This is a genomic window from Rhodococcus koreensis (assembly GCF_900105905.1).
Lineage (GTDB): Bacteria > Actinomycetota > Actinomycetes > Mycobacteriales > Mycobacteriaceae > Rhodococcus_F > Rhodococcus_F koreensis.
The window spans coordinates 7,997,985-8,023,101 of the sequence record NZ_FNSV01000005.1 but is presented as its reverse complement, the minus strand read 5'-3'; the positions used below and the strand labels follow the sequence as shown (position 1 = coordinate 8,023,101).

General features: G+C 69.6%; 27 protein-coding genes. 11 read left to right on the top strand and 16 right to left on the bottom strand.

Features of this window, described 5'->3' with window-relative positions; all coding sequences use genetic code 11:
* Positions 1–239: 239 nt before the first annotated feature.
* Positions 240–869 carry a pyridoxamine 5'-phosphate oxidase family protein gene (locus BLV94_RS41095; protein ID WP_072946668.1) on the bottom strand — a complete coding sequence of 210 codons (630 nt, stop codon included), beginning with the start codon at positions 867–869 and terminating at the stop codon, positions 240–242.
* A gap of 78 nt (positions 870–947) precedes the next feature.
* Between BLV94_RS41095 and pdxR the strand changes: the two genes are divergently transcribed.
* The 3 genes from pdxR to BLV94_RS41080 are packed head-to-tail and all read left to right on the top strand — an operon-like array spanning position 948 to position 4,456.
* Positions 948–2,396, top strand: coding sequence for a MocR-like pyridoxine biosynthesis transcription factor PdxR (gene pdxR, locus BLV94_RS41090; protein ID WP_072946638.1), 1,449 nt, complete (start codon positions 948–950; stop codon positions 2,394–2,396).
* A gap of 39 nt (positions 2,397–2,435) precedes the next feature.
* Complete coding sequence (locus BLV94_RS41085) at positions 2,436–3,881, top strand: amidase (RefSeq protein WP_072946637.1); 1,446 nt, start codon at positions 2,436–2,438, stop codon at positions 3,879–3,881.
* A gap of 2 nt (positions 3,882–3,883) precedes the next feature.
* Complete coding sequence (locus BLV94_RS41080) at positions 3,884–4,456, top strand: TetR/AcrR family transcriptional regulator (protein WP_072946636.1); 573 nt, start codon at positions 3,884–3,886, stop codon at positions 4,454–4,456.
* Between the two features lie 43 nt (positions 4,457–4,499).
* Here BLV94_RS41080 and era read toward each other — a convergent pair whose 3' ends face one another.
* From era to BLV94_RS41050, 6 genes are all read right to left on the bottom strand, one after another.
* Complete coding sequence (gene era, locus BLV94_RS41075; protein ID WP_072946635.1) at positions 4,500–5,417, bottom strand: GTPase Era; 918 nt, start codon at positions 5,415–5,417, stop codon at positions 4,500–4,502.
* Positions 5,410–5,742: a cytidine deaminase gene (locus BLV94_RS41070; protein ID WP_072946634.1), complete on the bottom strand. Its 333-nt coding sequence runs from the start codon at positions 5,740–5,742 to the stop codon at positions 5,410–5,412. Before BLV94_RS41070 ends, era begins: the two co-directional genes overlap by 8 nt.
* Positions 5,735–7,054: a hemolysin family protein gene (locus BLV94_RS41065; RefSeq protein ID WP_072946633.1), complete on the bottom strand. Its 1,320-nt coding sequence runs from the start codon at positions 7,052–7,054 to the stop codon at positions 5,735–5,737. Before BLV94_RS41065 ends, BLV94_RS41070 begins: the two co-directional genes overlap by 8 nt.
* A 21-nt stretch (positions 7,055–7,075) precedes the next feature.
* Complete coding sequence (gene ybeY / locus BLV94_RS41060) at positions 7,076–7,618, bottom strand: rRNA maturation RNase YbeY (protein ID WP_072946632.1); 543 nt, start codon at positions 7,616–7,618, stop codon at positions 7,076–7,078.
* A gap of 36 nt (positions 7,619–7,654) precedes the next feature.
* Positions 7,655–8,728, bottom strand: coding sequence for a PhoH family protein (locus tag BLV94_RS41055; protein ID WP_012688199.1), 1,074 nt, complete (start codon positions 8,726–8,728; stop codon positions 7,655–7,657).
* A 108-nt stretch (positions 8,729–8,836) separates the two neighbouring features.
* The gene (locus BLV94_RS41050; protein ID WP_371851580.1) at positions 8,837–9,145 is read right to left on the bottom strand and encodes a hypothetical protein; all 309 of its coding nucleotides are present in this window, start codon (positions 9,143–9,145) and stop codon (positions 8,837–8,839) included.
* Between BLV94_RS41050 and BLV94_RS48955 the strand changes: the two genes are divergently transcribed.
* Complete coding sequence (locus BLV94_RS48955) at positions 9,122–9,304, top strand: hypothetical protein (RefSeq protein ID WP_143051461.1); 183 nt, start codon at positions 9,122–9,124, stop codon at positions 9,302–9,304. The two genes, BLV94_RS41050 and BLV94_RS48955, sit on opposite strands and share 24 nt — an antisense overlap.
* On the opposite strand, the gene BLV94_RS41045 is transcribed toward BLV94_RS48955, so the two are convergent.
* The 4 genes from BLV94_RS41045 to hrcA all read right to left on the bottom strand — a co-directional run bounded on the left by BLV94_RS41045 (position 9,278) and on the right by hrcA (position 13,092).
* Positions 9,278–10,039, bottom strand: coding sequence for an alpha/beta hydrolase family protein (locus BLV94_RS41045; RefSeq protein ID WP_072946630.1), 762 nt, complete (start codon positions 10,037–10,039; stop codon positions 9,278–9,280). The genes BLV94_RS48955 and BLV94_RS41045 overlap by 27 nt on opposite strands.
* A gap of 6 nt (positions 10,040–10,045) precedes the next feature.
* The gene (locus tag BLV94_RS41040; protein WP_072946629.1) at positions 10,046–10,807 is read right to left on the bottom strand and encodes a 16S rRNA (uracil(1498)-N(3))-methyltransferase; all 762 of its coding nucleotides are present in this window, start codon (positions 10,805–10,807) and stop codon (positions 10,046–10,048) included.
* A gap of 2 nt (positions 10,808–10,809) precedes the next feature.
* Complete coding sequence (gene dnaJ, locus BLV94_RS41035; protein WP_072946628.1) at positions 10,810–11,961, bottom strand: molecular chaperone DnaJ; 1,152 nt, start codon at positions 11,959–11,961, stop codon at positions 10,810–10,812.
* An 87-nt stretch (positions 11,962–12,048) separates the two neighbouring features.
* The gene (hrcA, locus tag BLV94_RS41030) at positions 12,049–13,092 is read right to left on the bottom strand and encodes a heat-inducible transcriptional repressor HrcA (protein WP_072946667.1); all 1,044 of its coding nucleotides are present in this window, start codon (positions 13,090–13,092) and stop codon (positions 12,049–12,051) included.
* Positions 13,093–13,301: 209 nt separating this feature from the next.
* On the opposite strand from hrcA, the gene BLV94_RS41025 reads away from it, so the two are divergent.
* A complete protein-coding gene (locus BLV94_RS41025; protein ID WP_005261240.1) occupies positions 13,302–13,619 on the top strand; it encodes a type II toxin-antitoxin system VapB family antitoxin in 318 nt (105 codons plus the stop codon).
* 27 nt (positions 13,620–13,646) lie between these two features.
* Here BLV94_RS41025 and hemW read toward each other — a convergent pair whose 3' ends face one another.
* Entirely contained in the window at positions 13,647–14,870 is a 1,224-nt protein-coding gene (gene hemW, locus BLV94_RS41020; protein ID WP_371851579.1) for a radical SAM family heme chaperone HemW, read from the bottom strand.
* Positions 14,871–15,031: 161 nt separating this feature from the next.
* Between hemW and BLV94_RS52245 the strand changes: the two genes are divergently transcribed.
* The 6 genes from BLV94_RS52245 to BLV94_RS40990 all read left to right on the top strand — a co-directional run bounded on the left by BLV94_RS52245 (position 15,032) and on the right by BLV94_RS40990 (position 20,678).
* The gene (locus tag BLV94_RS52245; protein ID WP_371851578.1) at positions 15,032–15,133 is read left to right on the top strand and encodes an Ms4527A family Cys-rich leader peptide; all 102 of its coding nucleotides are present in this window, start codon (positions 15,032–15,034) and stop codon (positions 15,131–15,133) included.
* A gap of 120 nt (positions 15,134–15,253) precedes the next feature.
* Positions 15,254–16,975 carry a nitrite/sulfite reductase gene (locus tag BLV94_RS41010; RefSeq protein ID WP_072946623.1) on the top strand — a complete coding sequence of 574 codons (1,722 nt, stop codon included), beginning with the start codon at positions 15,254–15,256 and terminating at the stop codon, positions 16,973–16,975.
* Positions 16,939–17,679: a phosphoadenylyl-sulfate reductase gene (locus BLV94_RS41005; protein ID WP_072946622.1), complete on the top strand. Its 741-nt coding sequence runs from the start codon at positions 16,939–16,941 to the stop codon at positions 17,677–17,679. The genes BLV94_RS41010 and BLV94_RS41005 overlap by 37 nt, the downstream gene beginning before the upstream one ends.
* Positions 17,676–18,629: a sulfate adenylyltransferase subunit CysD gene (cysD, locus tag BLV94_RS41000; RefSeq protein ID WP_072946621.1), complete on the top strand. Its 954-nt coding sequence runs from the start codon at positions 17,676–17,678 to the stop codon at positions 18,627–18,629. The genes BLV94_RS41005 and cysD overlap by 4 nt, the downstream gene beginning before the upstream one ends.
* Before the next feature lie 2 nt (positions 18,630–18,631).
* A complete protein-coding gene (locus tag BLV94_RS40995; RefSeq protein ID WP_072946620.1) occupies positions 18,632–19,918 on the top strand; it encodes a sulfate adenylyltransferase subunit 1 in 1,287 nt (428 codons plus the stop codon).
* Between the two features lie 4 nt (positions 19,919–19,922).
* Positions 19,923–20,678, top strand: coding sequence for a sirohydrochlorin chelatase (locus BLV94_RS40990; protein ID WP_072946619.1), 756 nt, complete (start codon positions 19,923–19,925; stop codon positions 20,676–20,678).
* On the opposite strand, the gene BLV94_RS40985 is transcribed toward BLV94_RS40990, so the two are convergent.
* From BLV94_RS40985 to BLV94_RS40970, 4 genes are read right to left on the bottom strand one after another with little or no spacing between them, the layout of a single operon-like run.
* Complete coding sequence (locus BLV94_RS40985; protein ID WP_072946618.1) at positions 20,614–21,663, bottom strand: aminotransferase class I/II-fold pyridoxal phosphate-dependent enzyme; 1,050 nt, start codon at positions 21,661–21,663, stop codon at positions 20,614–20,616. The genes BLV94_RS40990 and BLV94_RS40985 overlap by 65 nt on opposite strands.
* 1 nt (position 21,664) lies before the next feature.
* A complete protein-coding gene (locus BLV94_RS40980) occupies positions 21,665–22,687 on the bottom strand; it encodes a 3-oxoacyl-ACP synthase III family protein (protein WP_072946617.1) in 1,023 nt (340 codons plus the stop codon).
* 3 nt (positions 22,688–22,690) lie between these two features.
* Positions 22,691–23,350, bottom strand: coding sequence for an SRPBCC family protein (locus BLV94_RS40975; RefSeq protein ID WP_072946616.1), 660 nt, complete (start codon positions 23,348–23,350; stop codon positions 22,691–22,693).
* On the bottom strand, positions 23,347–25,059 hold the full coding sequence (locus BLV94_RS40970) for a thiamine pyrophosphate-binding protein (protein ID WP_072946615.1): 1,713 nt from the start codon (positions 25,057–25,059) through the stop codon (positions 23,347–23,349). Before BLV94_RS40970 ends, BLV94_RS40975 begins: the two co-directional genes overlap by 4 nt.
* Between the last annotated feature and the right edge of the window lie 58 nt (positions 25,060–25,117).

The following is a 25,117-nucleotide window of genomic DNA, read 5'->3' as shown; positions in this document are numbered from 1 at the left end:
CACGCGTCCGGTCTGCAGGGCACGGAGAACGAGCGCGCAACAGGCGAACCCGCCGAGGACGAGCGCTACGTAGGCCACGTCGGCCATGTGAGGATCCCTCTTCGTACTGATCCTGCGGTTCAGCGCAGGCATGACACCCCACGGTTGCGGGGTGTCATGCCAGCATCGCGCCGGATCCGGGCGACAGAGGCCTCGCTGACGAAGCGCTTACGGGACGTCCAGGGCTCTTGACGCTTTCCTTACGCGGTCCGGGTCAGCCGCGACACGGACGCGGGCAGGGGTGTGCCGGTCGCCACCCACGGCGCCGGGACGGGGGCACCGGCGACCGACCGCACAGGGACGACGCCGGCCCACGCACTGCTCGCTTCGGCGGGTTCGCCCGGCGGCGCGTCCCGCACCTTGACGGTCCACTGCCCCGGGTTGATCGGGAGGGCGAGGGCCAGCGTCGCGGCGAGTTCCTTGCGACGGTGTCCCCGGACCTCGCTGCTGCGTCCGGGGATCAGCACGTCCGACAGCGCGTCGAGGGCGCCGGCGGATTCGTCCGCGTCCAGCGTCACGAGGTTGCCGCGGACCACCGCGGAACGGTAGTTGGCGGACGAGTCGAACAGCGTGTCCGCGACGACGATTCCGTCGAGCAGCGCGACGCACAGCACCGCGGGGGCGCCTGCCGCGACCTGCCGCAGCGCGCCGGCCCCGGTGGAACCGTGCAGCAGGATCCTGTCGCCGTCGCGGGCGTAGAGCATCGGCACGGCCCAGGGCAGGCTGTCGACGACGGTGGCGAGGGTGCCCATCGGCGCGGCGTCGAGGACGGCGTCGAGCTGCGCACGTTCGGTTCGGGCACGGTCCGGGTATCTCCTGATCTTGTCCACGAGACCATCCTCACCCCCCATGTGGTTCAGGCTCCAGATCCACAATTGAAAATATCGGCAGACCAGTATTGTGGGTTCATGCCCCGGATCAGCCCCGAGCTGCACCTGACGTTGCGGCTCCCCGACACCGACGCACCGCTTCGGCACCGCATCGCGGAGTCGATCCTCGACGAGATCCGAGGCGGCCGTCTGCGGCCCGGCGATCCGCTGCCCTCCACGCGGGCCCTCGCCGGCCACCTGACGGTCGCGCGGGCGTCGGTGGTCGACGCGTACGACGAACTCTGCTCGTCCGGATACGCGAACGCCCGCGCCGGTTCCGGCACCCGGATCGCACCGGGCGCCGACGTGGCGGCCCGCGCGCACGTCGCCCCGCACGCGATCACGCACACGTCGGAGCGGGCGTCGCAGGCCGCTGCCGCGACACCGGAGGCGCGGTGGGACCTCACCCCGGGCCACCCCGACCCCGGCCTGATCTCGACCACCGACTGGCGCCGGGCGTGGCGGTCGGCCGCGGCCGCCACGGTGACGTCCGACGTTCCCGGCCCCGACGGGCACCCGGAGTTGCGGCGCGCCCTCGCGGGGCATCTGCGCCGCACCCGGGGCATCGCGGCGCGGCCCGACGAACTCGTGATCGTTCCCGGAGTGGGCTCCGCGCTCCGGACTCTCGTCGCCGCGGCCCGGCTGAGCGGCCGCGACGTGGTGTTCGAGGAGCCCGGCTACAGCCGGGCCCGCCTGGTCCTCGAGGCCGCGGGCGCGCGGACACGCTGCGTGCCCGTGGACGAGGACGGCCTCGATCCCGCACTGCTGCGCGGCATGGACGCGGCGGCCTACTGCACGCCGGCCCACCAGTATCCGATGGGCGCCCGGATGCCGGTGGGCCGCAGGGCCCGGCTCGTCGCCGACGCCGCGGCGTCCGGGACGCTGATCATCGAGGACGACTACGACGGCGAGTTCCGCTACGACGTGTCGGCGTTGCCCGCCCTGCGCAGCATCGACCGCGGGTCCGACTACGTGGCCTACCTGGGCACGGCGTCGAAGATCCTCACTCCCGCGGTCCGGGTGGCGTGGGTTATCGCCCCCGCGGCGCTGCGGCCGGGGATCGTCCGGGCGCTGGACACGACCGGCGAGTCCTGCTGTGCGATCACGGCCCTCGCGCTGGCGCATTTCATCGACTCGGGTGCGTTGTCGCGGCACCTCGCCCGCGCCTCCCGCACGTACGCGGCCCGCCGGTCGGCGTTCGTCGCCGCACTGCAGCAGCAGCTGTCCGCGGTCGGCACGGACGGCGTCGCGGTCGCCGGCATCGAGGCCGGTCTCCATGTCGTCCTGACACTGCCGCGCTCGGTCGACGACGTCGCCCTCGCGGCGGAACTGCAGGACCACGGGGTGACGGTGCCGAGCCTCGCCGACTACCGCACCACGCCGAGCGGACCCCGGGGACTGGTCTGCGGGTACGCCCGACTGCCCGAGTCCGCGGCCCGCGGGGCCGCCGGGGTGATCGGGGAGGTGGTCCGCAGGCACCTCCGCTGATACTGTTCGTTCGAACGAACAGTCACGGGGAGGGGCGAGATGAGCACGGGACAACTGGGCAGCGAACAGCGGCGTGAAGAGGAAGGCGACCGGTCACCGGGACTCGTCGAACAGGTGAAAGCCCTGGCCTCCGGCGACACCACGTCGGTCGCGGCCACCCGCGCCGCCCTCGACCGCATCGATGCCAGCCAGCCGACGCTCAACGCGTTCAAGGTGGTCCGCCGGAACAAGGCCCTCGCCGAGGCCGCGGAGGCCGACCGCCGGATCGCCGCCGGTGAACGCCTCCCGCTCCTCGGAGTCCCGATCGCCGTCAAGGACGACGTCGACGTGGCCGGGGAGCCCACCGCGTTCGGCTGCCCGGGCGACTTCCCGCCCGCGGCGCGGGACTCCGAGATGGTGCGGCGACTGCGCGCGGCCGGTGCCGTCGTCGTCGGCAAGACCAACAGTCCCGAACTGGGGCAGTGGCCGCTCACCGGCGGACCCGCCTTCGGTCACACCCGCAATCCGTGGAACGGCGACCACACCCCGGGCGGGTCGTCCGGGGGCGCTGCGGCGGCCGTGTCCGCCGGCCTCGTGTCCGCCGCGATCGGTTCCGACGGCGCCGGTTCCATCCGCATCCCCGCCGCGTGGACCAACCTCGTCGGGATCAAGCCGCAACGCGGCCGCATCTCCACCTGGCCTGCCGCCGAGGCGTTCTACGGTCTCACAGTCAACGGACCGCTGGCCCGGACTGTCGCCGACGCGGCCCTGCTCCTCGATATCGCGGCGGGACCTCATGAGGGCGACATCCACACACCGCCGCCGGTCACCGTCAGCGACGCCGTCGGCCGCGACCCCGGGCCGCTGCGCGTCGCGCTGTCCCTCCGGATCCCGTTCACCGCCACCCCCACCACGCTGCACCCCGAGGTGCGCCGGGGTGTCGCGCGGATCGCCGAGGCACTGCGCAGGCTCGGGCACCGCGTCGTGGTGGACGACCCCGACTACGGGATCATGTTCGGTCTCGGCTTCCTCCCCCGGTCGATGGTCGGCATCGACGACTGGATGCGGAAGGTCCCCGACCCGTCCCTCGTCGACCCCCGCACGAAGGGCAACGCCCGGACCGGGCGGCTGTTGCGCGGGGCCCCGCTCCGGTCCGCCCGGGCGGCCGAGCCGAGAATGCGGCGACGCGTCGGTGCGATCTTCGACGAGTACGACCTCGTCCTCGCCCCCACCACCGCCACTCCCCCGCCGAGGGTCGAGGAGATCGACGGCATCGGTTCGTGGGCCACGGACAAGGTGATCACCGCGGTCTGCCCGTACGCGTGGCCGTGGAACGTGCTGGGCTGGCCGAGCGTGAGCGTCCCGGCCGGGTTCACGTCCGGAAACCTGCCGATCGGCGCCCAGCTGATGGGGCACGACAACGCGGAGCCGCTCCTGGTTTCCGTTGCGGCCCAGCTCGAGTCGGTGCTCCGGTGGGACCTGGAACGTCCCGGGAAGTGGTGGTGAGGGTGGCTTCGACGGACGTCCGTGACCGCATCCTCGCGGCGGCGCTGCACATCGTCGGCACGGAAGGCATTCCCGGCGTGACCAATCGGCGGATCGCGGCGCAGGCCGGGGTGTCGCTCGGCTCCATCACGTACCACTTCCCCACGCAGACGGACCTGCTGCGCGCCGCGCTGTCGGGGTTCGTGACGGAGGAGACGCAGCGGCTGTCGGAGCTGGCGGAGGGATACCGCGACAAGGGGCTGAGCTTCGAGGACGTCGCCGCACTGACCGAGAAGGTCGCGAAGGATCTGGCGTTCTCCGCGGAGCGGATCGCCCCGTTCGAGCTGTACATCCAGGCGGGCCGCGATCACGAACTCCGTCAGGCCGCCGCCGAATGTTTCGCCGCGTACGACGAATTGACGGTGACGATTCTCACCGCCCTCGGCGTCCCCGATGCGGAGTCCGTCGCCCCCACGGTGGTGGCGACCATCGCCGGCCTGCAACTGCGCAGACTCGCCACCGGAAGCGACGGGGAGCACGACTTCGCGGCGTCGGTGCTGCTTCTCCTGCGGGCCGCCGGCCCCGTGCGTGGTTGACGGGTCCCTGGACTCGTCAACCACGCACGGGCGGCGGAGCCGCCTAGAACCCCAGCCTGCCGAGCTGTTTCGGGTCGCGCTGCCAGTCCTTGGCGACCTTCACGTGCAGTTCGAGGAAGATCTTGGTGCCGAGCAGTTTCTCGATCTGCAGCCGCGCCTTGGTCCCCACCTCGCGGAGGCGGGCGCCGCCCTTGCCGATCACGATGCCCTTCTGCGACGGCCGCTCGACGTACAGCAGCGCGTGCACATCGAGCAGTTCGCCCTGCTTCTCGGTGCGTCCCTCGCGGGGGATGATCTCTTCGATGACCACGGCCAGGGAGTGCGGCAGTTCGTCGCCGAGGCCCTCGAGAGCGGCCTCGCGAATGAGTTCGGCCATCAGCGTCTCTTCGGGTTCGTCGGTGAGTTCGCCGTCCGGGTAGAACGCCGGGCCCTCCTCCATCTTCGACGCGAGGACGTCGACCAGCACCTCCACCTGCTCACCGGAGGCGGCGGACACCGGCACGACGTCCGTCTCCGGCCCGAGGAGCTTGGAGACGGCGAGCAACTGCTGCCCGACCATGTCCTTGCTGACCTTGTCGATCTTCGTGACGATGCCGACGAGCGTGGTCTTCGGCGCGATCTGCCGGACCTGCTGCACGATCCACCGGTCGCCGGGGCCGATCTTCTCGTCCGCCGGGATGCACAGGCAGATCACGTCGACCTCGGAGTAGGTGTCGCGCACGAGGTCGTTGAGGCGCTGGCCGAGGAGCGTCCGGGGACGGTGCAGCCCCGGGGTGTCGACGAGGATCAGCTGTGCGTGGTCGCGGTGCACGATGCCGCGGATGGTGTGCCGGGTGGTCTGCGGCCGCGAGGACGTGATCGCGATCTTGCTGCCCACCAGCGCGTTGGTCAGGGTGGACTTGCCCGTGTTGGGCCGTCCGACGAAACAGACGAATCCGGAACGGAATTCGGGTTTACTCATGTTGCTCCTCGATCACGGATCCATCGGTTCGCGCGAAGACGACGGCCGCCTGCGCACTGACTTCGTGTAGCGCGGCGATGCCCGGGTCGTCCGGGTCCCCGCCGATCACGGCTGCCGCCTCGAAACCCTCGGCACCACTCGACACCGCCGCCGCGACGGCCGCCTGCAGCGCGGTCAGCGACAGCGCCGTCAACGCGACCGCGCCGGCAGAGTAGGTGCGGCCGTCGAGATCGCGGACGGCGGCGCCCTGACCACTTCCGGTGCGGCCGAACGCTCCTCGCGCGAGCACGATCAGTTTCGCGTCCTCGGCGTCCAGTTCAGTCATCGTCGCCCTCCCGTTCACGGTCGTTGACGTCGTCGTCCTCGTCGATCGGTGCGCGTTGCACGAAGACCGTGCTGATCCGCACCCGCCCGCGCACGTCGGGCGAACCCTCACCGCGGAGGACGAGACCGTGCGAGACGACCTCCGATCCCGGGAGCGGCACCCTGCCGAGTTCGTATCCGATGAGCCCACCGACTGTTTCGACCTCGTCGTTCTCCACCTCGATGCCGAACAGGTCACCGAGATCCTCGATCGGCAGCCGCGCGGACACCCGGTACATGCCGTCGCCGAGGTCCTCGACCGGCGGGGTCTCGTCCTGGTCGTACTCGTCGGCGATCTCCCCGACGATCTCCTCGATGACGTCCTCGATGGTGACCAGGCCTGCGATGCCGCCGTATTCGTCGACCAGCACGGCCATGTGGTTGCGGTCGCGCTGCATCTCGGCGAGCAGGCTGTCGAGCGGTTTGGAATCGGGCACGAAGACGGCGGGCCGCATCACGTCGCCGACGAGGACACTGCGTCCGCCGTCGCGGGAGTGGTACGTCTGCTGCACGAGGTCCTTGAGGTAGACCACCCCGAGGACGTCGTCGACGTTCTCCCCGATCACGGGAATCCGCGAATGTCCGCTGCGGACGGCCAGCGACGTCGCCTGCCCGGCGCTCTTGTCGCTTTCGATCCACACCATCTCGGTGCGCGGCACCATCACCTCGCGGGCGGAGGTGTCGCCGAGTTCGAAGACGGACTGGATCATCCGGCGTTCCTCGTCGGCCACCACGCCCCGTTCCTGCGCCATGTCGACGAGTTCGCGCAGTTCGATCTCGGAGGCGAAGGGGCCGTTGCGGAATCCCTTGCCCGGGGTGATCGCGTTGCCGATCAGGATGAGCAGGCGGCTGATCGGACCGAGCAGGGTTCCGATGACCTGCAGCGGGAACGACGTGATCAACGCGATCGTGTAGGCGTGCTGGCGGCCGAGCGTCCGCGGGCCGACCCCGATCACCACGTAGTCGACGAGCACCATGATGACGGCGGTAAACGTCAGCGCCCACACGGGTTCGAGGAGATCGGACAGGCCTCCGACGAGCACCACCGTCGCCGTGATCTCACACAGGATGCGCAGCAGCACCATGAGATTCACGTACCGGGGACGATCCGACAGGATGCGGAGCACCCGGGTGGCGCCGGGGCGATCCTCCTTCGCCATCTCCTCGATGCGCGCGGACGAGATCGTGTTGAGTGCGGAATCGACGGCGGCGAAGACACCACCGAGAGGGACGAGGACGATCGCGAGGACGATCAGCGCGATGGCGCTACTCACAGAAGACCCTTCACGTGGCGGTTACTGATCCGGGGCGTCGAAGAACCCGGCCTTGCCGAGCAGCTTCTGGTCCCGGGCAGCGAGCGCGGCGTCGCGTTCGGCCCTGCGCAGATCCTCGTACCAGTCGTCGAGCAACTGGTTCTGCAGGCCGAACATCTCCTTCTCCTCCTCCGGTTCGGCGTGGTCGTAGCCGAGGAGGTGCAGCACACCGTGCACGGTGAGCAGAGCGAGTTCGTGGGCCAGCGGATGACCGGCCTTGTCGGCCTGGTCCGCGGCGAAGGACGGGCACAGCACGATGTCGCCGAGCATCGACGGTCCCGGCTCGGGTGAATCCGGGCGGCCGCCTGGCTCGAGCTCGTCCATCGGGAACGACATCACGTCGGTGGGACCGGGCAGGTCCATCCACCGCATGTGGAGGTCGGCCATGGTGGCCGAGTCCACGAGGACCATCGACAACTCGGCCGCGGGGTGCACGTCCATCCTCGCGATCACGAAGCGGGCAACGCTGATCAGCTCCTCTTCGGAGACGTCCATGCCCGATTCGTTCGAGACTTCGATGCTCATGTGTGTCGCTTCCTCCTGGTTCCGGCGACACTCACCCTACCGTCGTGGAGAACGCGAGTGCGCCGCTCTCCGCTGTGCGCGGTTCCCGAGCTCGACCTTGCCGTCCCGGTCCGCCTCGAAACGCTCGTACGCGTCGACGATGTCGGACACCAGCCGGTGCCGGACCACGTCGCTGCTGTTGAGTTCGGCGAAATAGATGTCGTCGATGTCACCGAGGATCTCGGTGGCTGCGCGGAGCCCGGACCGGGCGCCGCCCGGAAGGTCCACCTGGGTGACGTCGCCGGTGACGACGACCTTGGAACCGAAGCCCAGCCGGGTGAGGAACATCTTCATCTGCTCGGCGGTGGTGTTCTGCGCCTCGTCGAGGATGATGAACGCGTCGTTGAGCGTGCGGCCGCGCATGTACGCGAGCGGCGCCACCTCGATGACACCCGACTGCATCAGCTTCGGGATGGCCTCGGGGTCCATCATGTCGTGCAGGGCGTCGTGCAACGGCCGCAGGTACGGATCGATCTTCTCGTGCAGCGTGCCGGGCAGGAACCCGAGCCGCTCCCCCGCCTCGACCGCGGGGCGGGTGAGGATGATCCGCGACACCTGCTTGGTCTGCAGGGCCTGCACCGCCTTCGCCATGGCGAGGTAGGTCTTGCCGGTGCCCGCGGGCCCGATACCGAACACGATGGTGTTGGCGTCGATCGCGTCGACGTACCGCTTCTGGTTCAGCGTCTTCGGCCGGATCGTCTTGCCGCGACGCGACAGGATGTCGAGGGTGAGGACCTCGGCGGGCGATTCGCTCAGGCCCTGCGTGAGCATGCCGACCGTGCGGCGCACCGCGTCGGGGGTCAGCGGCTGCCCGCGACCGACGATGGCGCCCAGTTCGGCGATGACCCGCTCGGCGAGCGCGACGTCGCCGGGCCGTCCCGTCAACGTGACGGCGTTGCCGCGTACATGGATATCTGCGTCCAGGACCCGTTCGAGAGCGCGCAGATTCTCGTCGGAAGAACCGAGGAGAGGCGGGACCGTTTCGGGTGGGAGATCGATACTCGAACGCACGGTGCGTTCCGCCGGACGCGTGGCGCCGAACGTCTCGCCGTTCTGGTCTTGTTCGCTCACGTGAGGGATATGGCCTTCTTCCCGGTTCCTGGTCGGTCACGACGGTCGTCGCGATGAGGGAAGTCTATCGCTCGCAGGTCACAGCGCCCACCCGATTACGCGACGCCGTCACCGATCCAGGACGGCCGGATTCTCGCGCAGCCACCGCCGCGCCTCGTCCACGACGCGGGTCCCCTCGGCAGGCGTCAACCCCAGCACCGCGAGGTACGCGACGGCGAACGACTCGCCCGAATCCTGCACCTCGCCGGAATTCGCCTGGTCCAGCAGGGTGATCGTCATCGCTTCCGCGAGGTCGGGACGCTCCGGTTGCCGCGCCTCGTCCCCCATGGCGGCGACGAGGGCGGCGGACGCCTCGTCGGCGATGCCCTCGACGAGCGCCTCGCGGCTGGGGAAATGCGCGTAGACGGTGCGGCGCACGACTCCGGCGGTGCGCACGACGTCGTCTCCCAGGCCGGTCTGATCGGTGGACTCGCACCGGGCATCGGCGCGCTGGTCGTGGCACTCGTCCTGCCCGGTCGCACGGTCACACCCGAATCCGGGGACCGCAGTTCAGAACTCGCCGTCACCGGACAGTAGGGCGTCCCGCGAGATCTTCCAGCATTCGGTCTCGGGATTCAGGAACGCGTAGTGGTCTTCTCCCTCGACGATGTGCAGCGCGACCGGATCGCCTGCCGCCCGCGCCGCCTCGCCGTACCGGACGCTCACCTTCGCCGGGACCTGTGCGTCCTCCGTGCCGTGGATGCACACCACCGGCACCCCGGTGGGGATGCGGTGCAGCGGGGATGCGGCGCGGTACCGATCCGGGTCCTCGTCGAACGGCACCCCGAGGAGATCCTCGATGTATCCGATCCGCCTGCCGCGTTCCCCCGCGGAGGCGAGGTCGAGGGCGCCGGCCTGCGACACGACCTTCTCCGGCCGGACCACCGTCTGCCGCTGACCGGCCAGCCACACCGCGAGTTGCCCGCCCGCCGAGTGACCGACAACCCGGACCTTCGACAGGTCGAACGGGACCGCCGACCACTCGGCGACCGGACCGGCGATCGCGTCGAGCGCGGCGAGAACGTCTGCGGACATCTCGTCCCACCGGCCGCCCGCGCCAAGCCTGCGGTATTCGATGTTCCAGACCGCGACACCGTGGCGCGCCAGGTCGACCGCGAAACTCGTGCCCAGGTTCAGGTGGTATTTCCCGCTCCAGAAACCGCCGTGGACGACCATCACCACCGGCACCGGGGTCGACACCGGTTCCTCGGGCGGATAGAAGTGCCCGAACTGCTGCGGTTCGGTTCCGTAGGCGATGCGAATGCGGTCCACGGACAGTCAGGCTAGCGGGGCCGCGCCCCAGCGGTCGGTGAGGACGCCGATGGCGCCCAGCGCGACGGCCGCGGCGGTCGAGGTCCGCAGGACGTGCGGACCGAGCAGCACGGCCACGGCGCCCGCCTCGGTCAGCGCGGTGATCTCCTCCTCGGAGATACCGCCCTCGGGACCGACGACGAGCACGATCTCGGCGGCCGCGCGCAGCGGAAGCTCGGCGAGGCCCTGCGCCGCCGCCTCGTGCAGCACGGCGACGACTCCGCCCCGGCCGACCACTTCGCGGACGACGGCGAGCATTCCCGCGGTGCGGTGCAGTTCCGACACCTCGGGCACGATCGCCCGCCGGGACTGTTTGGCGGCGGCGAGAGCGGCGCTACGCCAGCGAGCGACACCCTTCGCGACCTTCGGGCCCTCCCACCGCGCCACGCACCGCGACGACTGCCACGGCACGATCGCGTCGACCCCCGCCTCGGTGGCCAGCTCGACCGCCAGCTCGGACCGCTCCGCCTTCGGAAGCGCCTGCACCACGGTCACACTCGGCGACGGCGCCGTCACCTGACGCCGTTCGTGGACGGTGAGTTCGAGCCGGTCCTTCCCGGCCGCCGTCACCTCGGTGTCGGCGAGACCACCCCGGCCGTCGGCCAGCACGATCCGCTCCCCGACACCGATCCGGCGCACCGTCGCGGCATGCCTGCCCTCGGGGCCGTCCAGGACGGCGGTGCTCCCCACCTCGGGCAGCGGGTCGAGGAAGAAGACCGTCGCCGCCATGATCAGCGACCGCTGAACGCTTCACGCAGGCGCGAGAACAATCCGCCGCTGTGCTGGGACTGGGTGGAGACGACCTCGGCGACGTCGCGGTCGCGCAGGTCCTTGAGTTCGCGGAGAATCTTCGTCTCCTTGTGGTCGAGGCGCGACGGCACCACGACCTCGAGGTGCGCGTGCACGTCGCCGCGGATGCCGGACCGCAGCTTCGGCATGCCGTGCCCGCGCAGGACCGTCACCGACCCCGGCTGGGTGCCCGGCTCGATGGTGATCTCCTTGGGACCGTCGATGATCGTGTCGATAGTCACGGTCGTGCCGAGGGCGGCGTCGATCATCGGAACCCGGATCGTGCAGTGCAGGTCTTCGCCGTCGCGCACGAACACCTCGTGCGCCTGCTCGACCACCTCGACGTACAGGTCGCCCGCGGGTCCGCCGCCGGGGCCGACCTCGCCCTGCGCGGCGAGCCGGATCCGCATGCCGCCCGCGACGCCGGCGGGCACCTTCACCGTGATGTCGCGGCGGGCGCGCACCCGGCCGTCGCCGCCGCACTTGTGGCACGGGTCGGGAATCGTCTCGCCCGCGCCGCGGCAGGTGGGACACGGCCGGGACGTCATGACCTGACCGAGGAACGAACGCTGCACGGACTGGACCTCGCCCGCGCCGCCACACGTCTCACAGCGCACCGGCGTGGAATCGCCGTTGGTGCCCGAACCGGTGCAGCTGTCGCACAGGATCGCCGTCTCGACGGTGACGTGCTTGCTGACGCCGGTCGCGCACTCCGCCAACGTCAGCTTGGTGCGCAGCAGTGAATCGGCGCCCGGCTGGACGCGGCCGCGCGGCCCGCGGCCCGCACCGCCTCCGCCGCCGAAGAACGCTTCGAACACGTCGCCGAGGCCACCACCGAAACCGCCGCCGAAGCCGGCACCGCCTCCGCCGCCGCCCGAGGACAGGGGGTCGCCGCCGAGATCGACGATGCGGCGCTTCTCCGGGTCCGACAGCACCTCGTAGGCCGTCGAGATGTCCCGGAACCGGGCCTGCGCCGCCTCGTCGGGGTTCACGTCGGGATGCAGTTCCCTCGCAAGCTTGCGGTACGCGCGCTTGAGCTCCTGATCGGTCGCCTTCTGATCGACGCCGAGCGTTGCGTAGTAATCCCGTGCCACGTTGAGTCTCTCGTCCTTCTCTACTTCGTTATCTCGCCACTGGTCCGTGCGCGCTGTCCACGCGCGGCGCTGTCGCCGGGCCGGCCGTCACCGCTCGGCGAGCACCTGGCCGATGTATCTCGCAACGGCTGCCACCGACGCGATTGTTCCCGGATAGTCCATCCGGGTAGGTCCGAGCACGCCCATTCCGCCGAGCACGGTGCCCGCCGCACCGTAGCCGGTCGAGATGACGGAGGTGCCGCGCATCTGCTCCACCTGGGTTTCCTCGCCGATCCGCACCGTCACCGTGCCCGCGTCCTGGGTGGCGGCCAGCAGCTTGAGCACCACCACCTGCTCCTCGAGCGCCTCGAGGACCGCGCGCAGCGAACCGGGGAATCCGCTGATTCCCGTGAAATCGGCCGCGTTGCGGGTCAGGTTCGCGGTGCCGCCGAGGACCAGCCGCTCCTCGGGATGCTCGACGAGCGTTTCCACCAGCACGGTGGCCGACCGGATCACGGCGTCGCGCAGATCTTCGGGGGCCTCGTCGGCCAGCTCCGACACGGCGATGGACGCCGCCGCGAGCCGTTTGCCGTCGAGGGCGCCGCCGAGCAGTCCGCGCAGCCGCGCCAGGTCCTCGTCGTCGAGGACGTCGCCGAGTTCGACGATCCGCTGATCCACTCGGCCCGAGTCGGTGATGAGCACCAGCAGCAGCCGCGCGGGGGTCAGCGCGACCACCTCGAGGTGGCGGACGGACGACGCCGAGAGTGTGGGATATTGCACAACCGCGACCTGGCGTGTGAGTTGCGCGAGCAGGCGCACACCGCGCCGGAGGACGTCGTCCAGGTCGACCCCGGACTCGAGGAAATCGAGGATCGCGCGGCGTTCCGCCGTCGACAGCGGCTTCACGTCGGCGATGCGGTCGACGAACTGCCGGTAACCCTTGTCGGTGGGGACACGGCCCGAACTCGTGTGCGGCTGGGCGATGTAGCCCTCGCTCTCGAGGAACGCCATGTCGTTGCGCACCGTCGCACTGGAAACACCCAGATTGTGCCGCTCGACCAGCGCCTTCGATCCCACCGGCTCCTGGGTCGAGACGTAGTCGGCGACGATGGCGCGGAGAACCTCGAACCGTCTGTCGTCCGTACTCGACATCGCCGTCCACCTCCAGTTCTCGATCGTCACGAGCAGCGACGTCACCGAACCTTCGTTCGGGTCGGCCGTCACATCCCCTGAGCTACGCGCAGATGCACGTGCGTCTCGGCTCGGTCCAGTCTAATCGTCGCGTCGCCGATACCGGTTCAGGCCTTACTGTGGTGGGCGGAGACGAGCAGAGGCAACCACCACGGGCGGATGACGAGGCGATGATTTTCAAAGGTGTCATGGACGGCAAGCCGTACCCGGACCACGGGTTGTCGCTGCGCGACTGGTCCAAGATCCCGCCGCGGCAGGTGCGGCTCGACGAGATCGTCACCACGACCAAGGTTCTCGAACTCGACCGGCTGCTGTCGGAGGACTCGACGTTCTACGGCGACCTGTTCCCGCACGCGGTGCAGTGGCACGGGGTGCTCTACCTCGAGGACGGATTGCACCGGGCGGTGCGCTCGGCGCTGCGGAACCGCGTCGTGCTCCACGCCCGCGTGTTCGACTACGACGAGATGCCCGGCATCGTCACGGCCTGAGACGGCCGCGCAGTCGGCCGCTGCACGTCAGCGCAGGACCGTCCGGACCACGGCGTCGGCGAGGAGCCGTCCGCGGTCGGTCAGCACCAGGTGCTCCCCCGCACGCACCAGCAGTCCGTCGGCGACCACCCTCTCGGCCGCGCGCCGCTCGGCGTCGTCCAGTTCCGCCACGGGAAGTCCCGTGCGCAGCCGCGCCGTCAGCATCACCCGCTCGACGTGGACGTCCTCGTCCGTCAACTGCTCGCTGCCCCCGACCGGCAGGCTTCCCGCCGCCAGCTGGTCCGCGTAGCGCGCCGGGTGCTTGACGTTCCACCAGCGCACACCGCCGACGTGGCTGTGCGCGCCCGGCCCGGCGCCCCACCAGTCGCCGCCGTCCCAATAGCCCAGGTTGTGCTGGCAGGCCGCGTCCTCGCGCGCCCAGTTCGACACCTCGTACCAGGTCAGGCCCGCCTCGGCGAGCCGGGCGTCGATCCGCTCGTACCGCGACGCGAGCACGTCGTCGTCGGGCGCGGGCAGTTCCCCGCGGCGCACCTTCCGCGCCAGGGCGGTGCCGTCCTCGACGATCAGCGCGTACGCGGACACGTGGTCCACGCCCGCGGACAGCACCGCGTCCAGCGACAGGTCGAGGTCCTCGTCGCGCTCCCCCGGCGTCCCGTAGATGAGGTCGAGATTGACGTGCCCGAACCCGGCGGCCCGCGCCTCCAGCGCCGCCGCCACCGCCCGCCCCGGCGTGTGGGTGCGGTCGAGGACCTTCAGCACGTGCTGCGCCGCCGACTGCATGCCCAGCGAGATCCGCGTGAATCCGCCCGCGAGCAACCGTTCGAAGAACTCCGGCGACGTGGACTCCGGATTCGACTCGGTGGTCACCTCGGCGCCGTCCGCGAGCCCGAAACTCGAGCGGACCGCACCGAGGACGTCCGCCAGGCCGTCACCGCCGAGCAGGGACGGCGTGCCGCCGCCGACGAAGACCGTGTCGACGGCCGGGGCGCCCGTCATCTGCGCCGCCAGGTCGAGTTCGCGGCGCAACCCCTCCATCCACGACTGCGGCGACGCCGACGTCCCCAGCTCACCGGCCGTGTACGTGTTGAAATCGCAGTATCCGCAGCGTGTGGCACAGAAAGGCACGTGCACGTAGATCCCGAACGGGCGCCTCCCCACACCGATGAGGGCACTCTCGGGCAACGCGAATGCCGCCGCCTCGCCGCGACCGACCGTGGAAGTACTCAATCCGCTCACCCCACCAGTGTCCATGGTCGGCTCGCCTCCGGTATCGATGGTCGGCTCGCCTCCGGTATCGATGGTCGGCTCGCCTCCGTGACCACCCGACCGTCGCGCGCCCCTCGTCGTGATATTTCCCGCAAAAATGGTGGAAATCGGTGCCCGGCTCTGCGTGAGCGATCTGACGTGGCACAATGGTCGACATGACCGGACCCGGAGTGCGACTTGTGGCGCGTCGTCACGTCGATCTCAAGCGTGTCTGCAGCTGTTGTTGTCTGCCCTGTCTCGCGCAGTAATTCAGCCTGTCAGCCCGTTCATCTTTCTTCTCGACTTCCGGCCGGATTCGAATGCCCCGAGCGAGGATCAGCCCTCCTCCTCGGCCTCAGCCGGTGCATCGTGAGATTCAGGAGTGCTCCATGACGTCGACCACCGACGCCTCCCCCGCTGCCGCCCAGGCAGCACCCGCGCGCACGCGCACGGCGAAGCCGGCCCGGCGACGTGCCGAAGGCCAGTGGGCCCTCGGCTACCGCGAGCCCCTCAATGCCAACGAGCAGGCCAAGAAGGACGACAACCCGCTCAACGTCCGGGCCCGCATCGAGAACATCTACTCGAAGCAGGGCTTCGACAGCATCGACAAGGGCGACCTGCGGGGCCGCATGCGCTGGTGGGGTCTCTACACCCAGCGCGAGCAGGGTTACGACGGCACCTTCACCGGTGACGAGAACATCGACCTGCTCGAAGCCAGGTACTTCATGATGCGGGTCCGCTGCGACGCCGGCGCCCTGAACGTCGAGCAGTTGCGCACCATCGCCGGGATCTCCACCGAGTTCGCCCGCGACACCGCCGACCTCTCGGACCGCGAGAACGTCCAGTACCACTGGATCGAGGTCGAGAACGTCCCGGAGATCTGGAAGCGTCTCGAGGGCGTCGGTCTCAAGACCACGGAAGCGTGCGGCGACTGCCCCCGCGTCGTCCTCGGTTCACCGCTGGCAGGCGAATCGCTGTCCGAGGTCCTCGATCCGACGCCCGCGATCGACGAGATCGTGCGCCGCTACATCGGCAAGCCCGAGTACTCCAACCTGCCGCGCAAGTTCAAGACCGCGATCTCCGGCCAGCAGGACGTGGTGCACGAGATCAACGACGTCGCGTTCGTCGGCGTCAACCATCCCGAGCACGGTCCCGGCCTCGACCTGTGGGTCGGCGGCGGCCTGTCCACCAACCCGATGCTCGCGCAGCGCGTCGGCGTCTGGGTGCCGCTCGACGAGGTTCCCGACGTGTGGGAAGCCGTCGTGTCGATCTTCCGCGACTACGGCTACCGCCGGCTGCGGAACAAGGCGCGCCTGAAGTTCCTGGTGAAGGACTGGGGCATCGAGCGGTTCCGCGAGGTCCTCGAGACCGAGTACCTGAAGCGCAAGCTCATCGACGGCCCCGCACCGGAGAAGCCCACCCGGCCGATCGACCACGTCGGTGTGCAGAAGACCCGCAACGGCCTCAACGCCGTCGGTGTCGCCCCCATCGCCGGTCGTGTGTCGGGCACGATCCTGGCCAAGGTCGCGGACGCCGCCGAGCGTGCGGGCAGCGACAAGATCCGTTTCACGCCGTACCAGAAGCTGATCATCCTCGACGTCGCCGACGACAAGCTCGAGCAGCTGATCGCCGACCTGGACGAGGTGGGTCTGCCCGCACGTCCGTCGCACTGGCGCAAGAACCTGATGGCGTGCTCGGGCATCGAGTTCTGCAAGCTGTCGTTCGCGGAGACGCGGAAGCGCTCGCAGGTGCTCGTTCCCGAGCTCGAGCAGCGGCTGGCCGACATCAACGCGCAGCTCGACGTGCCGATCACGATCAACATCAACGGCTGCCCCAACTCCTGCGCCCGCTCGCAGGTCGCGGACATCGGGTTCAAGGGAATGCTCGTCGACGACGGCGACGGCAACCAGGTGGAGGGCTTCCAGGTCCACCTCGGCGGCAGCCTCGGATTCGATTCGGCTTTCGGCCGGAAGCTTCGCCAGCACAAGGTCACCAGCGCCGAACTCGGTGACTACATCGATCGCGTCGTCCGCCACTTCGTGAAGCACCGCAACGAGGGTGAACGCTTCGCGGAATGGGTCGTGCGCGCAGACGAAGGAGACTTGCGTTGAATCTCGCGACAGCCACACAGGACGACCTTCGGCTCCTTGCCGCGCAGGGGGCGGCAAGTCTCGAAGGCGCCTCCGCGCGGGAGTTGCTGCAGTGGACCGAGGAGACGTTCGGAAGCGACTACATCGTCGCCTCGAACATGCAGGACGGCGTCCTGGTCCACCTCGCCGCCCAGGTTCATCCCGGCGTGGACGTGCTGTTCCTCGACACCGGTTATCACTTCGCGGAGACCATCGGCACCCGTGACGCCGTCGAGCAGGTGTACGGCGTCAACATCATCAACGCGCGCGCCGAGGCGAGCGTCGCCGAACAGGACGCGGCGGAGGGCAAGGACCTGTTCGCCCGCGAACCCAACCGGTGCTGCGCACTGCGGAAGGTCGCCCCGCTGAAGAAGACGCTCGCCGGCTACAAGGCGTGGGTCACCGGCATCCGCCGGGTCGAGGCCCCCACCCGCGCCAACGCCCCCCTGATCTCGTTCGACGACGCGTTCGGTCTGGTGAAGATCAATCCGATCGCCGCGTGGTCCGACGAAGACATGCAGTCCTACATCGGCGAGCACTCGATTCTGGTGAATCCTCTCGTCGACGAGGGCTATCCGTCCATCGGGTGCGCTCCGTGCACCAGCAAGCCAGCCCCCGGCAGCGATCCGCGCAGCGGTCGCTGGGCCGGTCAGGCCAAGACAGAATGCGGGTTGCACGCCTCATGACCATCGACATCTCCACTTCCCTCGCAGAAGCCGCCGCCCGGCCGCAGTTGGACGGGACGCAGTTCGACACGCTCGATGCGCTGGAGTCGGAAGCGATCCACATCTTCCGTGAGGTCGCGGGCGAGTTCGAACGCCCCGTGATCCTGTTCTCCGGCGGCAAGGACTCCACGGTGCTGCTGCACCTGGCGATCAAGGCGTTCTGGCCGGCGCCGCTGCCGTTCGCGCTGCTGCACGTCGACACGGGTCACAACCTGCAGGAAGTCCTCGACTTCCGCGATCACGTCGTCGCCAAGTACAACCTGCGCCTGCACGTGGCGAAGGTCGAGGACTACCTGGCCGACGGCCGGCTCACCGAGCGTCCCGACGGGATCCGGAACCCGCTGCAGACGGTTCCCCTGCTCGACGCGATCTCCGAGAACCGTTTCGACGCGGTCTTCGGTGGCGCTCGCCGCGACGAGGAGCGGGCCCGGGCCAAGGAACGCATCTTCTCGCTGCGCAACAGTTTCGGCCAGTGGGATCCGAAGAAGCAGCGCCCCGAACTGTGGAACCTGTACAACGGCAAGCACTCCCCCGGTGAGCAGGTCCGCGTCTTCCCGCTCAGCAACTTCACCGAACTCGACATCTGGCGGTACATCGCCCGCGACAACGTCGAACTGGCCAGCATCTACTACGCGCATCAGCGCCAGGTGTACCAGCGCGACGGCATGTGGATGACGCCCGGCGTGTGGGGCGGACCGTCCGAGGGTGAAGACCTGCAGACGCTGTCGGTGCGGTACCGCACCGTCGGCGACGGGTCCACCACCGGCGCAGTTCTTTCCGAGGCAGGCGACAACGAGGCGATCCTCGCCGAGGTCGCAGCGTCCCGGCTGACCGAGCGCGGCGCAACCCGCGGCGACGACCGAGTTTCCGAAGCGGCCATGGAAGACCGCAAGCGAGAGGGCTATTTCTGATCATGAGCGACCTTCTGAGGCTTGCCACCGCCGGCAGTGTGGACGACGGCAAGTCGACCCTCGTCGGCCGTCTGCTGTACGACACGAAATCGGTTCTCGCCGACCAGATCGACGCCGTCACCCGGGCGTCGGTGGACAAGGGACTGTCCACCCCCGACCTGTCGCTGCTGGTCGACGGCCTGCGCGCGGAGCGTGAGCAGGGCATCACGATCGACGTGGCGTACCGGTACTTCGCGACGCCCCGCCGCTCGTTCGTCCTCGCCGACACTCCCGGGCACGTGCAGTACACCCGGAACACGGTGTCGGGTGCGTCCACCGCGCAGCTGGTGATCCTGCTGGTCGACGCGCGCAAGGGTGTCATCTCGCAGACGCGCAAGCACGCTGCGGTTCTGGCGCTGCTCGGCGTCCCCAAGCTGGTGCTGGCCGTCAACAAGATCGACCTCGTCGAGGACCCGGCCACCGTGTTCGCGACCATCTCGGCGGAGTTCAACTCGCTGACCAGTTCCCTCGGCTGGGCGTCCGAGGACGTCGTCGAGATCCCGGTGTCGGCCCTGCGCGGCGACAATGTCGCGGTGCGTTCGGAGAACACCCCGTACTACGACGGCCCCACCCTCATCGAGCACCTCGAGTCGGTGCCGGTCGACGCCGAACCCCACCGGGTCGGTCTCCGGTTCCCCGTCCAGTACGTGATCCGTCCGCGGACCGCCGAGTTCCCCGACTACCGCGGGTACGCCGGACAGGTCGCCGCGGGTGAGGTGACCCCGGGCGACGAGGTCGTGATCCTGCCGTCGGGTGTCCGCACCACGGTCACGCGCATCGACACGGCTGACGGCGAACTCGACAGCGCGCACGCCGGCCGCAGCGTCACTCTCGTGCTCGCCGACGACGTCGACGTCTCCCGCGGCGACGTCATCGCCTCTCCCGCCGACGCCCCGGAGCCGCTCGGCGAGTTCGACGCGACCGTCTGCTGGCTGGCCGAGAAGCCGCTGCGTCCCGGTGCCCGCCTGCTGCTCAAGCACGGCACCCGCACCACGCAGGCCATCGTGGGCACGCTCGTCGAGCGTTTCAACGAGCAGGAGCTCACGTCGGAGGCCGCCCCGGAGTCGCTGGAGCTCAACGAGATCGGCAAGATCTCGGTGCGTGTCGCCGAGCCGATCGTCGCCGACGACTACACCGTGAACCGCCACACCGGCAGCTTCCTGCTGATCGATCCCGCCGGCGGCAACACGCTCGCGGCCGGCCTCGTCGGGGATGCCATCGCGGCGGTGGAGCTCGGCGAGCGCGTCTAGTGCGATGACTCCGCTGATCGCTGTCGCCCACGGCAGTCGCGACCCCCGCAGTGCGCGGGTGGTGGCGGCTGCCGTGTCGGCGCTCCGGGAGCGGCGCCCGGACCTCGACGTCCGGTTGTGCTTCCTCGACCTCAACGCGCCGTCCGTGGACCAGGTGATCGACGCGGTCGCCGCCGAGGGTCATTCCTCCGCCGTCGTGGTGCCGATGCTGCTGGGCAGCGCGTTCCACGCCCGCGTCGACCTTCCCGCTCTGCTGGATGCCGCCCGCCTCCGTCATCCCCACCTGCACGTCCGGCAGGCCGACGTTCTCGGGCACGATGCCCGGCTGGTCGAGGCCGTCCGGGGCCGGATCGGCGAAGCCGTCGGTGCGACCGGCGAGTCCGGACTCGGGATCGTCCTCGCCGCGGTCGGTTCTTCCGACCCGGCTGCCAACGACCGCACGCGCGCACTGGCGGGGGCGGTCGCCGCGGGCACCCGATGGTCGGGCGCGGTCACGTGCTTCGCCACCGCGGCGGAACCGACGGTGCAGCAGGCGATTTCGACGCTGCGGCGGAACGGCGCGGAACGCATCGTGATCGCACCGTGGTTCCTTGCGCCGGGACTGCTCACGGACCGGTTGAGCCGCGCCGCGGAGTCCTGCGGGCCCGGCATCACCTACGCGGCCACCATCGGACCACACACCCGACTGCTCGACGTCATGCTCGACCGCTACTCGCAGTCGCACGCGGAACTGCGGCGCTACCGAGCACTGTCGGCCTGAGCGCGGCGACCACCGCACGCCCGGCGTCCGGGTTCCCGACCGCAATCCGCACGTCACCGTTGGGATACGTGCGCGCGTGGATGCCGGCACGGGCGAGTGCGTCGCCGACTCCCGATCCGGGGACGTACAGGAAGTTGGCGTGACTGCGCGGGACCGGGATTCCCGCCGCCCGCAACGTGCGCCACAGTTCCTCACGTTCGGCGACGATGGCGGACACCCGGGTGCGGAGTTCGTGTTCGGCGGCGTACGACGCCGTGACCGCGGGAACGGCGGCGCTGACCATCCCGAACGGCAGTTGCAGCGTTCGAATCCGCCGGGCCAGAGCCGCATTCGCAAAGCCGAATCCGATCCGCAACCCGGCCAGACCGTAGGCCTTGGAGAACGTGCGCAGGAACACGACGTTCGGATGTTCGGCGACGATGCGGTGCGCGTCCAGGACCAGTCGGTGGTCGACGAATTCCACGTACGCCTCGTCGAGAACGACGACCACCCGCTCCGGCACCCGGCGGAGGAAGTCGGCCAGTTCGGCGGTGCCGACGAGGGTTCCGGTGGGGTTGTGCGGGCGGCACACGACGACGAGCCGGGTGCGGTCGTCGATCGCGGCCGCCATCGCCGCCAGATCCTGCCCGCCGTCCGCTCGGATCGGTACCGGCACCGCGTCGAGGGCCGCGATCCGCGCGAGGATCGGGTACCCGTCGAATGTCGGGGCGGTGAACACGATCCGCTCTCCCGGCCCGGCGACGGAGCGCATGATCTGCAGGGCGACGCCGGTGGCACCCTCGCCCACCACCATCTGATCGGCGTCGAGCCCTTCGTGATCCGCGATGACCCCGACCAGCCGGTCGGGCAGGAACTCCGGATACCGATGCGCCTGACGCATGACACCGTCGAGCGCGGCGAGCACGGAGGGCAGTGGGGCGAAGGGGTTCTCGCTCAGCGCGAGATCGAATCTCACGCCGGGGCCGGCAAGGGTCGGAGCGGTCATCTCACACCCCCACCGGGGCGGCGCCCCATCGGATGGCCCCGGCGCCGGCGAAGTCGCCCGCGTGCGCGAAGGCGGACATCATCACCAGGGAGCCGTTGGGGATCCGGCCCGCCCGGTTCTCGAGGTCGAGGGTGACGGGAATCGCGGCGCCGAACAGGTTCCCACATTCGTCGAACGTGTCGGGGTGTCGTTCCGCCGGAAGCTCGAGTGCGTCCCGCCAGTTGCGGAGGAACAGCCGGTTGGGCTGGTTGGTGACCAGGGTGTCGATCTCGTCCGGGGTGATGCCGATCTGCTTGCACACCGCAAGCGCCACCTCGGGGACCAGCCGGTTCCCGCGGGCGAAGACCTTCGCGATCTTCGTTTCGGTGAACCCGATGTGCAATTGGCCGGTTCCCGCCTCCCAGTACTTGCGCGGCGGATCGACGGCGGCCGTCATGTCCCCGGCGAACTCGGGGTAGGTCCGGCATTCGAGTCCGAGCACCGGCCCGGCCTGCGATTTCACCAGCAGGCACGCTCCCGCGCCGTCACCCGGCACCGCCGACTGCGCCAGCACGCGCACGTCCGACTGCGTGAAGATCTGACCGGCACTGTTCTGCACCGACACGATCAGGGCGGTCGAGGCGTCACCGGTCTGCATGATCTGCCGCGCCAGCTTGATCATGTACACGAACGACGCGCAGCCCCCGTTGTGCAGGTCCACCACCCAGTCCGGGGTGATCCCCAGCCGGCGCGCGAGTTCTCCGCCGGTGCCCAGGACCGGGACGTCCGGCAGCTGGGTGTGGGTGATGAGGATGTCCACGTTGGAGACGAGTTCGGAGCCGTTCCGTTCGATCAGCGGGGCGACCGCGCGTTCGGCCATGTCGACGGCGTTCTCGTCGCTCGCGATGTGGTGACGGAATTTCGGCGCCCGGAACATGATGTTCTCGGCGAGTCGGTCGGAGGCGGCGAATTGGGCGAAATAGTCTGCTCCCACCCGGTTCTCGGGCAGGTAGCCGGCGATGTCGATCAGGCTGACGGTGTCCATGTCTCACTCACTCATCCAGGTCGGGGTCACGGGCAGGTCGTTCGCCCATCGGTATTCGCAGATCGCCTTGAGATTGCTCATCTCGAGCTGGTGTCCGGCGGCGAACATCTCCCAGAAGTCGCCCACCCACGGAACCCGGTCCGCGGGAGCGGTCTCGGGGTAGGGATTCTCGTCGTAGAACGGGTGGCGGCAGTTGGTCCACAGCACGACGGATCCGTCGACGTCGAGGACCGTGCGCGCGTCCACCACCCGCATGAGGTACACCATCCACAGGTGTTTCCCCTGGTCCCAGGCGCAGTGATAGTCGACGGTCATCGCGGCGGGGTGTGCCACGGTGCGCGTGTAGATCTCGGTCGTGTCGCCCAGCCGGTCGTACGCGAGCCACAGCCCGGGTTCTCCTGCGGGGGTGAATCCCCGCAGGCTGTACGTCCATTCCTCGAGGCTCCGGGTGTGCGAGAGGTAGCGGAACACCTCGTCCGGCGGGCAGTCGATGTATTCCTGTACGGTGCAGTACTTTCCGAACACCTGGTCGTGCGGGTACACCGACCTCAACATGTCCATGATGATCGGTGTCGTCGCGTGACGGTCCGAGGTCTCGATGCGGACGAGGCCCGGCAGGTCGGCGGGAAGGTCGGGCAGCGGTGCGATCTCGTGGGCGGTCATCGGCGTGCTCCTTCTCGGGGTTCGATTCTCTCGGCTGTGCCGCGTGCGGTCAGGAACGGCAGGAACGGCGGTAGTTCGTCGGGGTCGCAGACGACCTCGATGACAGCGGGTCCCGTCGACTCCGTCGTGGACCGCAGCGCGTCGGCCAGGGCGGCGTGGGTGTCGACCGTGTGGCACGGCAGTCCGGGGAGCAGTGCGCCGACTCCGGCCGCGATGCGAGCGGGACGAAACCGGCTGTAGGTGTAGGCGCCCTCGTAATACACCTGTTCGCGCGTGAGGCACATCGCGTGGGCGTTATTGTTGAATACGACGAACGTGACCGGCACGTCGTACTCGACGGCCGTGTGGATCTCGAGTCCGTGCGCGTAGAACGCGCCGTCGCCGGCGATCACGAACGTGCGGCGGCCCCGCGAGAACGCGGAACCGATCGCGGCGCCGAAGGTGTAGCCCATCCCGCCCATTCCGAGCGCCACCACGAACCGGCCTGCACTCGCGACCGGAAGGTGATGCACCACAGCGGCGCCCGTGTTCCCGGCGTCCGCGAACACGTCGGCGCCGTCGGGCAGCGCCGCGGCGAGCGCTGTCACCGCATCCGTGTAGCGCAGGCCCGACGTGCCCGATCGAGGTACGTCGATCGGAGTCGGATCGCAATGCGCGACGGGTACCGGTGAGGCTGCCGGTCCGATGTCGGCGACGAGTCCGCGCAGCGTCGCCCGTAGATCCCGGGTCGGGACGTGCTGGGCCTGCACATACGGCGTCGCCGACCCGACGCTGTACACCAGCGTCTTCTCCAGTACGGTGTCGAGCCCTCCCCGTGCCATCACCGGCAGTCGGGTGCCGACGAGCAGACAGAGGTCGCAATCCTGCAGTGCCTCGATCACATCCGGGTTCCCCATCGCGCCGGTGATCCCGAGTCGTCCCGGCGCCGCCGGGTCGAGCACGTCCTTCGCGTCGGGTGTGACGGCCACTCGCGCCCCGAGCACGTGCGCGAGTTCCGCGAGTTCCCCTCGCGCGCCTGCCCGCGCGACCTCGTCGCCTGCGATGACGGTGATACGGCCGTAGTCGTCGCGCAGGGCCTCGGCGAGCCGCGTGACGTCCGTGGTGGCAGCGCACGGTGCGGCCGGAACCGTTCGGTGCGGTTCCGGGAACTCGCCGATCGCCTGCTGAATGTCCTTCGGCAGCAGCAGTACTGCCGGTCCGCCGCGACGCGCCGCCGCGAGCGCCTCGGAGAGTTGGCGGTCGAGGTCGAGCGGTGATTCGACGCGCGCACAGTACAGCGACACCTCGCCGAACAACCGGTACGCATCGATCGACCCCGCCAGCCCACTCGTGTCCTGGAACGCGCCCGACCCTTCGAGCGACGTCGGCGGTTGCCCGATCAGTGCCAGCAGGCGCACCCGGGACGCGAACGCCTCACCGAGTCCGGCGATCACATTGAGCGCGCCGCCGCCCGACGTCGCGGCGACCACACCTGTCCGGTTCGCGGTTCTGGCGTATCCGTCGGCCATGGTCGTCGCCGAGAACTCGTGTTTGGCGACGACACCCTCGACGTCCGGGGAGCGGTGCAGCGCGTCGTACAGGTCCTCGATGTTCGCGCCTCCGACACCGAAGACGTGCTCGACCCCCTCCGCGGCCAGTACCGCGACGATGTGGTCGGCGACGCGCATGCTCCGACCGGTTTTACGTGGCTCGTGATGCGTGAGATTCATCGGCAGACCCCCGTGTCGTGGATCGGATGGGGCGAACTGTGATCACCCACTGGATATA